Origin of the sequence: Alkalihalobacillus sp. TS-13 (genome assembly GCF_019720915.1) — a bacterium.
Classification (GTDB): Bacteria; Bacillota; Bacilli; order Bacillales; family Fictibacillaceae; genus Pseudalkalibacillus.
The window spans coordinates 2,432,010-2,446,032 of sequence record NZ_JAHKSI010000001.1; the positions used below are offsets into that span (position 1 = coordinate 2,432,010).

16 protein-coding genes are annotated in these 14,023 nt (G+C 42.7%); 3 read left to right on the plus strand and 13 right to left on the minus strand.

Going from position 1 to position 14,023, the window contains the following annotated elements:
- Positions 1-98: 98 nt before the first annotated feature.
- The 4 genes from KOL94_RS11885 to KOL94_RS11900 all read right to left on the minus strand — a co-directional run bounded on the left by KOL94_RS11885 (position 99) and on the right by KOL94_RS11900 (position 4,472).
- Entirely contained in the window at positions 99-695 is a 597-nt protein-coding gene (locus KOL94_RS11885) for a sulfite oxidase-like oxidoreductase (RefSeq protein ID WP_221566631.1), read from the minus strand.
- Positions 696-912: 217 nt separating this feature from the next.
- Positions 913-2,235: a Na+/H+ antiporter family protein gene (locus tag KOL94_RS11890; RefSeq protein ID WP_221566632.1), complete on the minus strand. Its 1,323-nt coding sequence runs from the start codon at positions 2,233-2,235 to the stop codon at positions 913-915.
- Between the two features lie 305 nt (positions 2,236-2,540).
- On the minus strand, positions 2,541-4,037 hold the full coding sequence (locus tag KOL94_RS11895) for a leucyl aminopeptidase (RefSeq protein WP_221566633.1): 1,497 nt from the start codon (positions 4,035-4,037) through the stop codon (positions 2,541-2,543).
- A 57-nt stretch (positions 4,038-4,094) separates the two neighbouring features.
- The gene (locus KOL94_RS11900) at positions 4,095-4,472 is read right to left on the minus strand and encodes a DUF309 domain-containing protein (protein ID WP_221566634.1); all 378 of its coding nucleotides are present in this window, start codon (positions 4,470-4,472) and stop codon (positions 4,095-4,097) included.
- Positions 4,473-4,602: 130 nt separating this feature from the next.
- Here KOL94_RS11900 and KOL94_RS11905 point away from each other — a divergent pair, with 130 nt between their 5' ends.
- Together KOL94_RS11905 and KOL94_RS11910 are read left to right on the plus strand one after the other, a co-directional pair.
- Positions 4,603-5,073: a divergent PAP2 family protein gene (locus KOL94_RS11905; RefSeq protein ID WP_260412298.1), complete on the plus strand. Its 471-nt coding sequence runs from the start codon at positions 4,603-4,605 to the stop codon at positions 5,071-5,073.
- A 12-nt stretch (positions 5,074-5,085) separates the two neighbouring features.
- Positions 5,086-5,907 (plus strand): cobalamin-binding protein, encoded by an 822-nt coding sequence (locus KOL94_RS11910; RefSeq protein ID WP_221567690.1) that lies wholly within the window; start codon positions 5,086-5,088, stop codon positions 5,905-5,907.
- A 195-nt stretch (positions 5,908-6,102) separates the two neighbouring features.
- On the opposite strand, the gene KOL94_RS11915 is transcribed toward KOL94_RS11910, so the two are convergent.
- The 6 genes from KOL94_RS11915 to KOL94_RS11940 form a co-directional block, all read right to left on the minus strand.
- Positions 6,103-6,792 (minus strand): 3D domain-containing protein, encoded by a 690-nt coding sequence (locus KOL94_RS11915; protein ID WP_221566636.1) that lies wholly within the window; start codon positions 6,790-6,792, stop codon positions 6,103-6,105.
- Between the two features lie 112 nt (positions 6,793-6,904).
- Positions 6,905-7,069 (minus strand): hypothetical protein, encoded by a 165-nt coding sequence (locus tag KOL94_RS11920; protein WP_221566637.1) that lies wholly within the window; start codon positions 7,067-7,069, stop codon positions 6,905-6,907.
- Positions 7,070-7,134: 65 nt separating this feature from the next.
- Positions 7,135-7,458 (minus strand): YuiB family protein, encoded by a 324-nt coding sequence (locus KOL94_RS11925; RefSeq protein ID WP_221566638.1) that lies wholly within the window; start codon positions 7,456-7,458, stop codon positions 7,135-7,137.
- Positions 7,459-7,575: 117 nt separating this feature from the next.
- Positions 7,576-7,713, minus strand: a complete 138-nt coding sequence (locus KOL94_RS11930; RefSeq protein ID WP_221566639.1) for a YuiA family protein — start codon at positions 7,711-7,713, stop codon at positions 7,576-7,578.
- Between the two features lie 139 nt (positions 7,714-7,852).
- Complete coding sequence (locus tag KOL94_RS11935; protein ID WP_221566640.1) at positions 7,853-8,338, minus strand: NUDIX domain-containing protein; 486 nt, start codon at positions 8,336-8,338, stop codon at positions 7,853-7,855.
- Between the two features lie 826 nt (positions 8,339-9,164).
- Positions 9,165-10,364 carry an NAD(P)/FAD-dependent oxidoreductase gene (locus tag KOL94_RS11940; protein ID WP_221566641.1) on the minus strand — a complete coding sequence of 400 codons (1,200 nt, stop codon included), beginning with the start codon at positions 10,362-10,364 and terminating at the stop codon, positions 9,165-9,167.
- A 281-nt stretch (positions 10,365-10,645) separates the two neighbouring features.
- On the opposite strand from KOL94_RS11940, the gene KOL94_RS11945 reads away from it, so the two are divergent.
- The gene (locus tag KOL94_RS11945; RefSeq protein ID WP_221566642.1) at positions 10,646-11,638 is read left to right on the plus strand and encodes an NAD(P)/FAD-dependent oxidoreductase; all 993 of its coding nucleotides are present in this window, start codon (positions 10,646-10,648) and stop codon (positions 11,636-11,638) included.
- Positions 11,639-12,452: 814 nt separating this feature from the next.
- On the opposite strand, the gene erpA is transcribed toward KOL94_RS11945, so the two are convergent.
- The 3 genes from erpA to dapF form a co-directional block, all read right to left on the minus strand.
- Entirely contained in the window at positions 12,453-12,806 is a 354-nt protein-coding gene (erpA, locus tag KOL94_RS11950; RefSeq protein ID WP_260412299.1) for an iron-sulfur cluster insertion protein ErpA, read from the minus strand.
- Between the two features lie 77 nt (positions 12,807-12,883).
- A complete protein-coding gene (locus KOL94_RS11955) occupies positions 12,884-13,060 on the minus strand; it encodes an aspartyl-phosphate phosphatase Spo0E family protein (RefSeq protein ID WP_221566643.1) in 177 nt (58 codons plus the stop codon).
- Between the two features lie 48 nt (positions 13,061-13,108).
- Entirely contained in the window at positions 13,109-14,008 is a 900-nt protein-coding gene (gene dapF, locus KOL94_RS11960) for a diaminopimelate epimerase (protein ID WP_221566644.1), read from the minus strand.
- Positions 14,009-14,023: the final 15 nt, after the last annotated feature.

The window sequence follows — 14,023 nt, forward strand, 5'->3', positions numbered from 1 at the left end:
AGTAAATGAAAAAGATCCCAGACTTTATTGAACAGCTCGACAGCAAACTTTCGGTGGAACTGATGTAATTCAGTCTTTTCCATATTACCCTCCTAGAATTAGTTCCAACTGAACCTCTCTTCCTCCCATGGACGCCCCTGCATATGGTAACCATTCCGTTCCCAAAACCCCGGCTTGTTCCCAACTATGAATTCAATCCCGCGGATCCATTTTGCGCTCTTCCAAAAATAGAGATGTGGAATGACCGCACGAAGCGGGAATCCATGCTCAGGCGTCAGTGGCTTCCCATCATGCGTGTGGGCTAGTAGGCTTGTATCTTTTAAAAAGTCCTCTAAAGGAAGATTAGTCGTCCAATTTTCTTCTGCATGAATCATTACATAATTCGCTTCAGGGAGGACTTTCACCTTCTCCAATAAAGCTTTTGTCGGGATTCCTTCCCACTGATTATCCAGCCTTGACCACCCAGTCACACAATGGATATCATTATTCAGCTTAGTAGAAGGCAATTCCATAACATCCTCATAAGACAGACGAACCTCTTCCTCTACCTGACCAAATAATCTGAGATTCCATTCATTCAAATCCTCGTAATAGGGAACATTCCCGTAATGGAGCACCGGCCATTTTTTCGTAACGATTTGATTCGGCGGTACTCGCTCATCTTTTTCTTGATCTTTTTCTTTTCCGAAATACATGTGCAATCACCTTTTCCAATTGAGAATGTCGTGATAATTTCCAATGCTGTCGCGATATTCAGTATTTCTGTTGCAATTTTTTAAATTTTTGTTGCGATTTCACAGGATTTGGTCGTGTTTTTTCATATTTGTGTCGTGATACTCTCATTGTTCCCTAATACTCTCACAATTCTTCACCAACCGAAAAAGACCTCCTGCAAAAAGAGGTCTCTCTAAGCTAAAAGATGATCGCAGCAATCCAACCGAACAAGACAAGTGGAATGTTGTAGTGCAGAAATGTCGGTACACACGTATCCCAGATGTGATTGTGCTGGCCGTCGGCGTTAAGCCCAGCAGTTGGTCCGAGTGTACTATCCGATGCTGGGGAACCTGCATCCCCTAGTGCGCCGGCTGTCCCTACCAGTGCGACGATCGCCAGCGGACTGAAGCCCAGTTCTTGTGCAAACGGGACAAAAATCGTTGCGATGATCGGAATGGTTGCAAAGGATGAACCGATCCCCATTGTCACAAGCAAGCCGACTAGAAGCATCACGAGTGCTGCGAGAACCTGATTCCCTGCAAACACCGCAGATGCACTCTCGACGAGTTTTTCGATGTCCCCTGTCTTACGCATGACCTCAGCAAAGCCCGCAGCCGTGATCATGACGAATCCGATGAACGCCATCATCTTCATTCCATCTGTAAAAATGACATCCGATTCTCGAATGGAAAAGGATCCTGCAAAGAATAAAAGAACGATACCAGTTAATGCTCCCATAATCATGGATTCTGTAAGTATTTGCACGACAACCGTCGCAATGATCGCGATGACTGCAAATGTGATCGACCTTTTTGAAAACTCTGCTGCAATATCTTCGCTTTCACTTGCAATATCTTTGTTTTCATAAGTCCGCGGTTTCCTGTAAGAGACGAATAAAGCAATCAGCAAACCGGTCACCATCCCGATGACAGGAAGACCCATCGCTTTCGGAATCATCGCCATCTCTACAGCCAATCCGCTTTTCTCCATTTCTTCCTGGATGATTTGGTGGAAGATCAGTCCGAATCCAACCGGCAGTAAAATATAAGGTGCCGTCAATCCGAACGTAATGGATGAAGCAAGCGCTCTTCTATCCATTGTCAGCTCGTTGAAGATCATCAACAATGGTGGAATCAAAATCGGAATAAACGCAATATGGATCGGTATCAGGTTTTGGGAAAAGATAGAGATGGTTACGATGATAAAGAGCAAAAGGGCTTTCGATAACGCTTTTTTTCTTGTATCGCCTTGTTTTTGTGTAACTTTAAGCGCTCCGGAAACAAGCACTTCCGGCAGCCCTGTTTTTGATAGTCCTAATGCAAATGCTCCTAAAAGTGCATAACTCAGTGCGATTGTGGCGTTGTTGCCCAATCCCTCTGTAAAAACAGTGACCGTCTCATCGATGCCTAATCCCCCGACGATCCCCCCTGTAAATGCACCGATGGCAAGTGCTAAGACAACCTGTACACGCAACAAGCTCAAAACAAGCATGACGAGTACAGCAATTACGACAGCATTCATGTAGTTGACCTCCAAATATCCTTTATCTCGATAAATCGCTAATGTATTAAAACCTTTCACAATCTAACATGAATTTTCAGGAGTGTCAACACGTGCACATCACGGCTTTAGACTACATAAAGCATATTTGACAAAGGGACCGTCCTAAAAGGAAAGTATCCGACACCTCCAACACAACATTTTGTATCAAAACACGTTCTCAAAATATTGTTAAATTCGGACAGCCCCAGAAGTTGCACTTATACTCTCTTTAATTGTAAAATTAAAAACTCTCCAGCAGGGCGCCGGAGAGCTTCTTCGGTTTCTTATTTCGTTTCGAATTTTTCAATCAGTTTTACGATGGATCGGGTCATGACACCAGTTGCTCCTTTTGGTCCGAGTTCGGACGTCTTATTGCTGTATGCTGTTCCTGCAATATCGAGGTGCAGCCAAGGTGTGTCCCCAACAAACTCAGAAAGGAAGACACCACCCTGGATCGGATGGGCAAGTTTTCCGGCTGAGTTGACGAAATCAGCAACATCGCTTTTTCTTAGGATATTTTTATAAGGACCGAACATCGGCAGGCGCCACGCATACTCGCCTGCTTCTTCTGCAGATTGCTCAAACTTAGCGAAAAATTCTTCATCGTTTGTCATGACACCGGATGCAATATCTCCGAACGCGACGACAACACCGCCAGTCAATGTCGCTAAATCGACGAGATAGGATGCGCCAAGTTCTTTTGCATATGTCAAGGCATCAGCCAAAATCAAACGGCCTTCAGCGTCAGTGTTCGTCACTTCGATGGTTTTACCGCTCATGGATGTGATGACATCCCCTGGTTTCATTGCCGCTCCGTTGATCAAGTTTTCACTGGATGGAATGACAAACATGATATTCACGTCAGGCTTCAAACGGCCAACTGCTTCCATTGCACCAAGTACTGCAGCACTTCCACCCATATCCGATTTCATTTCATGCATGTTAAGAGCAGGCTTTATGGAATATCCACCTGCATCGAAGGTAAGACCTTTTCCGACAAAAGTGAGGACGTCTTCCCAGGCCTTTGTCGCCTTATATTTGACGACGATCATCTTCGGGTCTTGCTCGGAACCCTGGCTTACAGCAAGCAGGGCACCCATCCCGAGCTCCTTCATATCTTCGTGCTCCAAAACGTCATATTCGAAATCATATTTTTTCGCGATATTGATGGCTTGCTCTGCAAGATCTGTAGGTGTCAGCAAGTTTCCAGGGGTATTGACAAGATCACGTGCGACATTTGTTCCAGCAGCATATGCTTCACCCGTTCTCAACGCATTATTGACAGCGGTTGCATCTTTATCAGTATAGACAGTGATCGCCTTCAATTCGTAGCGTTTGTCTTCTTTCTTTTCTTTATAATCCTTAAATTGGTACGTCGCAAGGATGAACGCTTCTGACAGCGCGTGTGCGGTTTGCTTGAAGTCGAGATCTGAGCAGAATGAATCCAATGCAACCGCGATATCCTCCTGTTTGCTGCTCTTAAGTTCCTTTGCAGCTCTGCCGAACGCATCACGAACAGTATGGTATGTAAGCTCTTTTTTCTTCCCTAATCCGACAAAGTAGATACTTTTGACGCCAAGGGCTCCTAACGTATGTACTCGTGTCACATTTTTTGGCTTCGCTGAAAGCTCTTCGCTCTTGAAAAGTTCAGTGATATGACCATTTAGTGCATCATCAACATCCTTTGTAATGCCTGTTGGTTTCTTATCATCTGAAAATATTCCTACGACTAACGTATGTAATCCTTCCCTAAGATTAACCCCATTTTTAACAGTAAACATCTAATTCCCCCTATTGATCTCTTTATATTTTACATTATATCGAAATATTTCGATTACCTAAACATCTTCCTTTAAATACAAATGAATATCCGGTAAATTAGGCAGTTCCCCAACCTCATCATAAGATACGGAATCGAGTGCCGGCAATCGTTTCAAGCATTCCTTTACAAAGTTGGATAATTCCTCTGTATCCAACCCCCAGTAGAGAGCGGGATAAGGCTCGAAGCATTCCAATGCCCGCTGGAACATCAACCTTGCTCCTTTTACATTACCATACTCGTAGTGGTAAATCGCGACTGACATTTGAAGCAGACCTTTTAAAAACAAATTCTGCTTATCTGTCATCCAAATCTCCTCAAGAAGATCATGGCATGTATAATAATCGCCTTCATTGAACTTTATGAAAAATTGATAGTATTCAATCGGATAATCCATGTCCTCTCCTCCTTCCTCCATCATACCATGTGCATATCTATCGTAAAATCCGGGTAATCATTACATAGAGGATATGATAAACTTAAACTAATTGTAATAGAGAAAGGACGTTGCATTCTTGGAGGGACTATTGACGAATTATCCATTATGGAGCGCGATTTTTGCGATTTTGTTCGCCCAAGCAATCAAAATTCCGATCATGTATATCTCAACTAGAAAGTTTGAATGGAATCTCTTTTTCAGTACGGGTGGGATGCCTAGTTCACATTCGAGCGGGGTTACTTGTCTAGCGACTTCAATTGGATTGGCTGAAGGCGTCGACTCCACTCTGTTTGCTGTCACGGTCGTGTTCAGCGTCATCGTTATGTATGATGCGAAAGGTGTACGCTGGCAAGCTGGAGAACAAGCGATTGTCCTCAATCAACTTGTACGTGATTTTCAACATCTAACGACTGAAATCAAGAATTGGCCTAAAAAGAATGAAGAAGAAAAACGGAGAGAGCTGAAAGAATTGCTCGGCCATCGCCCAAGTGAAGTGTTTTTCGGGGCAATCCTTGGGATCGGGTTAGGTTTTGGCATTTATTACGGTTTTGTCCAATAGGGGGTATGCGCGATCCGCATTGTATCGATTTGTCCAAGTAATACAGAATTAGCTGCTTATCTCGGCCTGACATCCTCTCTAGTCGGAGTGGATGATTATTCCGATTGGCCCTCAGAGATCGACAAGCTTCCCCGGTTAGGTCCGGACCTTGATATCGATATTGATCAAGTTGAAGCACTGAAACCAGACCTCATTCTTGCCTCATTAAGTGTACCCGGCATGGAAAAAAACATTGAAGGATTGAAGGAACGGAACCTCCCTTTTCATGTGTTCAATCCGAATTCGTTGGAAGAGATTGCTTCAGACCTGATTACCTTAGGAAGATTAGCAGGAATCGAAGAACGTGCCCAAGGAATCGTTAAGCATTATCGTGAGCTGATAGAGAAGTATCGCCGAATCGCTGATGAAGTTGAGAAGAAGCCAGAGCTCTATTGGGAATGGTGGCCAAAACCTGTTTTCACGCCTGGGAAGACCAATTGGCTTACAGAAATCAGTAAACTGGCAGGAGCAGTCAACTGTTTCGCTGATAAAGGCATAGCAAGTTATCAGACAGATTGGGAAACCGTACGGAAAAAAGAACCCGATCATATCTGCCTCGTGTGGGTAGGTGTACAGACAAAGAAAGTGAACCCTGCTATTTTGGAAAAACGGCCAGGATGGAATGACATGAAGGCGATGAATGCTAAGAATGTCCATGTTCTGGAGGAACCTTATTTCTGTCGGCCATCCCCACGCCTCTTGATCGGATTGCAAAAAATAGCTTCGATCATCCATCCGGAGCACTACCCGGATTATAGCGAAAAACAAGGCGATCCATTGTTGAAGTTGATTTGATTAGGGAATGGGTTTCGCGATGGAGTTGGGGGTTGTGCTCATTTTGTGGAAGGAAGAGTTTTCAGTTAACTCTGGTGTACCCGTCGATAAATCAGACCGAGATCCATCGTTAAAACAGAAAGAGGACCACCTTCGGAACATCTACAATTAATGGATGTCCTGGCGATCCTCTTTTTATTATGTGCTTTTGTCATGTTAAGTATCTTTTGGCGGAAACATCTGCTGACGAAAGACTTGCATCGATTCCTGTTCGTTCAATTCGGTAAGATCCTGTTCTGTCAGCGATCCATTCCCTTTTCTGATGAGATAGACTTCTACTTTCTTTTTTCCCCACTTCTCATAAACATCCTTGACTTCTTCGTAATAAAGATCGATCTTCTTATTTTTTATAGCAGAGCCCGTATCGGCAACCACTCCGTATCCATAACCCGGAATAAACAGAATACTGCCGATTGGAAAAACAGATGTATCTGCTGCAATCGTAGAGTAGAGATCACGACGTACTTTTACACCGGACTTTGTTATGCCATAGGCTGGATGGGCTTCCGTCTTACCAGTCGATTCGACACCAGCAGTGTAACCGGTCGCCACAACTTCTACTTTAGGATAGCGCTCTGTATCTACCCCTAATGGATTTTCTTTTGCGATAGCCTCATTTGCCAGCAACAAAGGTGTTTTTGTATTGAACAGTGATTTGAACATCAGCTCTGTCTTCTTTTTCAAATGATCCACCGCGTCAAGATTGATAGAGATTTCTCTTTGGTTTGTCAATGCCATTAAACCAGAAGCCTCTACACCAGAGAATTTACTGACCGTCGTGAATAGCGCAAGGATGAATAAGCAGGACATAAGAGTGCGTTTCAGGATTGTTTTTGTAAACTGCATCTCTTCACTCCTCTCACGCCTAATCCTTTCCAAAAACACCAGAAAGTATTCATAAGAGGAATGAATGGTCAGAAAATTCAATTATATTGTGTGCCTGGCACCGAAACAGAAGTCAATGGTACCAACGCTTCCCAATCGGTGCCAGGCACCACTCAGAAACATTGATATAGCGGGCTTTATTTTTGGTGCCTGGCACGCTTTCAAAGTCCTTCTCTCGCAAGGCTTCTTTAGGAGTGCCTGGTACGAGAACGGCACCGAACAAAAAAAAGGGACTCACCCAAACATCGTGTTTTATTCGATGGATTGGTCAGTCCCTTGTATTTCATATGAAATTATGACATTCTAGAACATTTGATAGCCTCTGACTCTGAGCATTTTGATTGATACACCAGAGAGAATAGCACCTAATAAACCGAATAATAAAACTAATAAATCAGAAAAGTGCAAGTGTACAATGCCATTCATCAATTCAGGGAATGACGAGCCTGGTGCAGTAAAATACTCTGTCAACCTTACATCGTCAACGATCATGATGACGACGATCGGGTAAATGACAGCCATGACCCAAGTCATTCTCAGAAGCATATTGAGCAGAAAGCCGATTCCAAAAAACAAAACCATAAACAAGAGCATGGAAATGATCAGTGTTGGAATAGTTAACGGCATAATGGTCACCCCTTTATATCCATTGACTAGTTTACTGTATATAAACCTATCGAGTCAATGCTAGCGAAAGGGGTCCATTAAATAAAATGACTCATGTTCAAAAACCTGTCATAACTCTTAATTGTGCTTTCGTCCGCTGCCTCCGCAATGATCACAAGTTTCTGATCCGCCAAGCAGTAGTTGGAAATAGCCGATTCCTTTGCAATATTGACATGTTGCAGATTGAGGATTACGGTTCTTTTGATCTTTTTTCATGGATGTCACCTCTTTTTTAAATTTTCAGATAATATAACATCCTGCAAGTTTTTTGAAAAATCTGATATTTGTCTATATGCCGTCATGTAAACGTATACAACGGTTTTTTCCTCTCTATATTTATGTTTTTCGGACTTTTTTAATGCAAATTGAAGATTTTATAGTTTGTATAACCAAATTCGCTTCCCGGATTCAAATCATGTGTCGAAAAACCGCTTGAAACGTTGTTTTTATCAAGAAAAAAGTGGATCATAAGGGACGAATCCGGATCTTTCAATAACTCATGTGTAGAGCGGAAGTCTGCTTCGGCAATTTCATTGTCTTGAGCCTTTAATATCCCTCCAACTGCAGTCAGTTCAAAAATGATCATATTATCACTGATTCGCTCCTTGATGACACCTGACCGGATTCCGAGGGCCCCTGTAATCTCCGCTTCAATCCCGGTCTCTTCTAAAACCTCTCGTTTAACTGCTTCATCCATCGTCTCCCCTTCGTCGACGAAACCAGCTGGAAAAGACCACTTTCCTTTCAGACCTCCATATTTCTTTTTCACAACCAACCATTTGTCATCGCTTTTGACGATACCTGCCACTGCCAGCCACACATTCTCTCTTTTTCGTTTCAAAAGATTCCTCCCCTTCCTTTTATATATCTATTTAGTATCTCTTACACACATTCAGATAAAGACAACTTAGAAAATTTGAAAAATCCCTTTAAATATAGGTTTTGTTAAATAATACTGTTGATTTCTGACTAAGTTTAATTGAAGCGAAATTTGCGACACTCCTGCGGGAACAGCGAGCCAGGCGAGACCCCGCAGCGATTAAGGATCTTCAATTAACAACCACCATGTCCTGTGCCTGCGGTTACTTGACTTGGCGCAAAACTGCAAGGATGGAATCTAAGTTCGAGGTCTTGTGGTGAACGTCGAAGCCAGGCCAGCATAAGGAAAGCTTCTAAGAATTCTCATTGCAGACCGAAAATGATTTCATTTTTGTGTGGAAATCCTGTGCAAGATAGCGAGGAGGCGTGCGGAGGTAGGTAAATGCAAGGAAGTGATGTCCAGTTCAGCGACCAATCATTTGGATCACTTCAAACTTCCTGCAGACAAACAAACCTGATTTTGCTCTTTGAATGGTCGTATGGAACCTTCATACGGACAAACAAACCTGATTTTACTCCTTGAATGTCGTATTGAGCTTTCATACGCGGTCGACACATTGATTTGACATCTTTATGAGTGAATCCAAGCAGAACCAAGTCTTTGTTTAGTTCGAGCCTCCTCGTCAGTTTTCTAGTGACCTACGTGCCTAACCGGGTCGCTTCCGCTTTTCTTTATCCCACGAAAAGGGAGTGAATTTCGTAAAAATCAACAATAATGCATAACAAAGCCTAAATGTAAAAAAGAGCGAAGCTGATTCATTCAGCCTCACTCTCCATTGTATCAAATCTTAGAATAATTTAAGTTTACCTTTTTTCACAACGAGTGGAACTCCGCCTAATAAGAACAGGTAGCGGTTGTCGATGATTTTCTTCATCGCAGCAGCAGTTGCTCCGTAGAGCTTCTTATTACCGACTTTACCGATCGCTTCTCCTTTACCTAGTGAAGCAACTGTACCTTTGATTTCTGGTACAAAGGTTTCTGTCTTGCCGCCATTGATGAGTGCTTTCAAGTTACGAGCAACCGTAAATGCTTGTTGGATCGCAATTTGGGCAGTCGGTGGGAATGGACGGTTGATTTCTTCATTGATGATCAATGCGCAATCACCAACGATGAAGACGTGGTCTTTACCAGGCGCACGAAGGTCACCTTCTACTTTAATACGTCCACGCATCGTTTCAAAACCAGAGTTTTCAACGATGGAGTTTCCACGGATACCAGTCGTCCAGACGATTGTATCAGCTTTGATTTCCTCTTCTTCTAAGACAACACCGTCTTCCGTCACTTCTTTAATTGGTGTTCCAAGCATGAACTCGACACCTTTGCTTTCAAGCAGGTTCACAGCGTATTCGACAAGCTCTTCATCAAAGCCTGGAAGTACTGTTGGCGCTGCTTCAGCACAGATCAAACGAACTTTTTCACGAGGTACATCGAACTCTGCGCAAAGTTCAGGAATACGATCTGCCATTTCACCAATGAACTCGATTCCAGTAAATCCAGCACCCGCTACAACGATTGTCAGCATGCTGTCTGATGGATTCGGCTCATTATTATAGCTAGCGAAAAGATATTCGGTGTGCTCACGGATTTTGCGGACCGTATTGACGCTGCGGATGTTGAACGCATAATCTTTTACTCCTGGAATTCCAAATGTTTCAGACTCAAAACCAAGGCCGATTACGAGATAGTCGTAAGTAAGCTCTCCGTTTTCCAACTTGACAGTCTTTGCGTTGTCGTCGATTGAAACGACTGTATCTTGAACGAAGTTGATACGGTTCGTGTCAATGACGTCCTTGATCGGCATACGTGTACGATCGTGGTGTAGAGTACCTGCCGCAGGTTCGTGCAGCCAAGTGGTTTGATAATGATAATTATGTTTGTTTACTAACGTGATTTCCGCTTCGTTCATCCCGAGTTCTTTTGTGAGACGAGTTGCAGTCATTATTCCGCCATATCCAGCACCTAGAATGACGATCTTTGGTCTACTCATTTTCTCATCCACCTCTTTTTATTTTTTAAAAAATCCTGGACAATCATAATATTTATAGATTAGTTCGAAAAGTTTGTTACGTTTTTCACGTACTATTACGCAAAATGTCACAATTTATCCGTATTTGTCCCATGGTCAATCTTAGACCTTTTCAAAATTTTTTTCAACCCATAACCGTGAACTTTTTTACGAACATACCTATTACACAGTTTTTCCCTTTTCTAAATCGTTTATTAAAGGTTATAATGGGTACAAATAGAAAACTGGGGGTGTAGAATGATATGACCGAGCAACACGATGTCTATGACGTGACGATCATAGGTGGAGGGCCGACAGGGTTATTCACCGCATTTTACGGAGGCATGAGACAGCTAAAGGTAAAAATCATCGAAAGTATGCCTCAGTTGGGGGGCCAATTATCGGCGCTTTATCCTGAAAAATACATATATGATGTGGCAGGATTCCCGAAGGTTCTCGCACAAGATCTTGTGGATAATTTGAAAGAGCAAGCTTTTCAGTTCAACCCGTCCGTTGCATTAGAGCAATCTGTGCAAAAGGTTGAAAGAATGGACGATAGCAACTTCAAGCTTACAACTGACAAAGAGGTCCATTATTCAAAAGCTGTGATTATCACGGCTGGAGTAGGAGCTTTCCAACCACGACGCTTGGAGCATGACAATGCAAAAAGCTATGAAGGGAAAAACCTCCACTACTTCGTCAACGATCTCAATGCATTCGCTGGACAAAAGGTTGTCGTTTGCGGCGGTGGAGATTCCGCAGTGGACTGGGCGAACATGCTTGAACCAATTGCGCAAGAGGTAACATTGACTCACCGCAGGGATAAGTTCCGAGCACACGAGCACAGTGTTGAACAACTTATGAGTTCAAAAGTCCAGATCAAAACACCATATCAAATCAAAGAAATCATTGGTGACGATCAGCGCATCAACAAAGTGGTTTTAAAAGAAAGTAAAGGCGACAACGAAGAAGCAATCGAATGTGATTCACTCATTGTAAACTATGGTTTCATCTCTTCACTCGGACCAATTAAAGAATGGGGACTTGAAATCCAAAAGAATTCCATTGTGGTGAATTCCCGTATGGAAACGAATGTACCTGGCATCTATGCAGCTGGAGACATTTGTACTTACGACGGGAAAGTGAAATTGATTGCAACAGGATTCGGTGAAGCGCCAACAGCGATCAACAACGCAAAAGCCTACATCGATCCAAACGCAAAAGTACAACCAATGCATAGCACAAGCCTATTTTAAGCCAAAAGACTTCGGCCATCGAGCCGAAGTCTTTTTTGCTTCTTGGGTGTGCCAGGCACAAAAAAAATCGTGGATATAGCGCTGTTTTTTTCACGGTGCCTGGTACCGATGCAGAACCCTTACTGCGCTTGAGTTTTCAAAGTGTACCTGGCACCGATGCAGAACCCTTGCTGCGTCTGAGTTTTCAAAGTGTACCTGGCACTGATTCTTCTATAGAAGGTAGTACATCAGATATATGAGTAATCCCAGAAATGGGATGCCTAATATGAAGCCGTATAACATATAGTTAGCATTCATGATTTTCTTATCACGAGTCGATTTGTCATCTGCCTTTTCAACCATTGTTCCAGTCAGCTCCTTTTTACTGTTAGTATGACCGAAACCATCTGATTTTTATTACAGAATTGGAAATACACTAATGAAACTCCTCTGAATATAAATTTTGATTCAATTTTAACTAAAAATCAGTTTCAAGCGCTCAAAATTGAGGAATCTGTGCTTTTCAGAGGGACAAATCAAAATTATCTACAAATATCAGGAGTGAACTTACAAAAATTTGAAATTACCTACAAAAACGGAATCCATATCTACAAAAATAAGGAATTAACTACAGAAAACAAAAGTTATCTACAAAACAGTGCGGGAGGCAGGAGGAGAGGACAAGGAAAAACATTCGTCCTAAAACGTCCCAAAAATCATCAACTTCAATCTATCTCTTTGCTCTCCCCCCCAAAATACATCATGCCCCAAGCTACTTTTTCCGCTCAATATAAAAAAGCTGACACTCTAGTAGTGCCAGCTCGTAAATACTATATCAGCATTCTTCCGGTGTTCCCTTGTTCGTTGCGGTTTTGAATGATGAACCGCATCCGCATGAAGCGATCGCATTCGGGTTGTCGATTGTGAAACCGCCACCCATCATGTTTTGCTTGTAATCAATTGTCGTGCCTTCCAAAGCCTTTTTACTATCTGCATCAACAACTACACCTATGCCATGCTGTTCAAATTTCGTATCTGATTCTTGAACTTCACTATCAAATCCCATGCCATATGAAAGGCCACTGCATCCTCCGCCTTGTATGCCAACACGCAGATTAAGGTTATCTCCTTCTTCAGCAGCCATCATTTGCTTAATTTGATTTACAGCAGCTTCCGTGATAATAATCATCAGGATCACTCCTTTCATATCTCTATACTCTAGTATACAGTTCAACCTTTATAACCTCAACCATCCAGGCTCGTTATTCAGTCTTCCTTCAACCGGATCAAGTCATTATGCCTGCGATCTATTTCCTGGCTATAATACAATACTTTCGGATGATTCAAACCTAATACACGAGCGGTACGGATCATTTCACTGCGCAAGCATTCAATTTGCTCATTATATTTTTTGAACAAAGTCAATTTCGATGTTTTAATCATTCGCCACCACTCCTATAATACACACTAGATGAAAGGTATACCTTAAAGTTATATCGTACTGTCTTTGTGCTTTTTCAGGTTCTTACCATCATAATAGTACGTTCCTTCACAAATGGTGACGGCCGGCCCTGTCATCAAGACCTCACCGCTTTCGGTCCATGTTACATATAAATCTCCGCCTGATAAATGGACGACTACTTCTTCATTTCGCTGTGCCATATCATTCATGACCGCAGCAACCACCGCTGCACAAGCTCCTGTACCACATGCCTGTGTGACACCAGAGCCTCTTTCCCAAACGCGAAAATGCATTTCCTTTTCATCAACTATTTCGACAAACTCAACATTAACACCTTCTGGAAAATTTTCCCCTTTTTCTAGGACTGGCCCAACGCTAAGAACTGGTGCAGCGCTGATCTCATCAATAAAAAAGACAGCATGAGGATTCCCCATTGAAACCCCTGTCATCTCAAGCTGATGACCTTCAACCTCGATCTTTTCCTTTAAAACCACATCATCAGGACTCCCTTGGCCAATCATTGGAAGATCCGCACGCTTCAATCGCGGTTCGCCCATGTTGATTGTCACTTGGTGAACTTCTCGTCCTTCAGGATGAACCTGTGCTTGTACAATTCCGCCAAGGGTTTCGATTGAGAACTCCTCACCTTCGACAAGTTCGTGTTCATAGGCATATTTCGCAACACAGCGTAATCCGTTTCCACAGTTTTTCGCTTCAGAACCATCATTATTGAAAATTCGCATGAGGACATCTGCTCGCTCAGATGGACCGATCAGGATTAGACCATCGGATCCGATTCCTGTATGCTGGCTCGAAACAGAAATAGCGATAGAAGAAAGCTGGTCCTCTGGAAGTGATTCTTCAAATAGATTTACATAGATGTAATTATTCCCTAGTCCGTGCATTTTAGTGAAGTTATACTGGTTCATATTTTACTTCCTCCA

Excerpts from the sequence above, each read along its gene's own strand:
- KOL94_RS11885 (WP_221566631.1), bottom strand. The coding sequence starts at position 695 with ATGTATTTCGGAAAAGAAAAAGATCAAGAAAAAGATGAGCGAGTACCG.
- KOL94_RS11890 (WP_221566632.1), bottom strand. The coding sequence starts at position 2,235 with ATGAATGCTGTCGTAATTGCTGTACTCGTCATGCTTGTTTTGAGCTTG.
- KOL94_RS11895 (WP_221566633.1), bottom strand. The coding sequence starts at position 4,037 with ATGTTTACTGTTAAAAATGGGGTTAATCTTAGGGAAGGATTACATACG.
- KOL94_RS11900 (WP_221566634.1), bottom strand. The coding sequence starts at position 4,472 with ATGGATTATCCGATTGAATACTATCAATTTTTCATAAAGTTCAATGAA.
- KOL94_RS11915 (WP_221566636.1), bottom strand. The coding sequence starts at position 6,792 with ATGCAGTTTACAAAAACAATCCTGAAACGCACTCTTATGTCCTGCTTA.
- KOL94_RS11925 (WP_221566638.1), bottom strand. The coding sequence starts at position 7,458 with ATGCCGTTAACTATTCCAACACTGATCATTTCCATGCTCTTGTTTATG.
- KOL94_RS11930 (WP_221566639.1), bottom strand. The coding sequence starts at position 7,713 with ATGAAAAAAGATCAAAAGAACCGTAATCCTCAATCTGCAACATGTCAA.
- KOL94_RS11940 (WP_221566641.1), bottom strand. The coding sequence starts at position 10,364 with ATGAGTAGACCAAAGATCGTCATTCTAGGTGCTGGATATGGCGGAATA.
- KOL94_RS11945 (WP_221566642.1), top strand. The coding sequence starts at position 10,646 with ATGACCGAGCAACACGATGTCTATGACGTGACGATCATAGGTGGAGGG.
- erpA (WP_260412299.1), bottom strand. The coding sequence starts at position 12,806 with ATGATTATTATCACGGAAGCTGCTGTAAATCAAATTAAGCAAATGATG.
- KOL94_RS11955 (WP_221566643.1), bottom strand. The coding sequence starts at position 13,060 with ATGATTAAAACATCGAAATTGACTTTGTTCAAAAAATATAATGAGCAA.
- dapF (WP_221566644.1), bottom strand. The coding sequence starts at position 14,008 with ATGAACCAGTATAACTTCACTAAAATGCACGGACTAGGGAATAATTAC.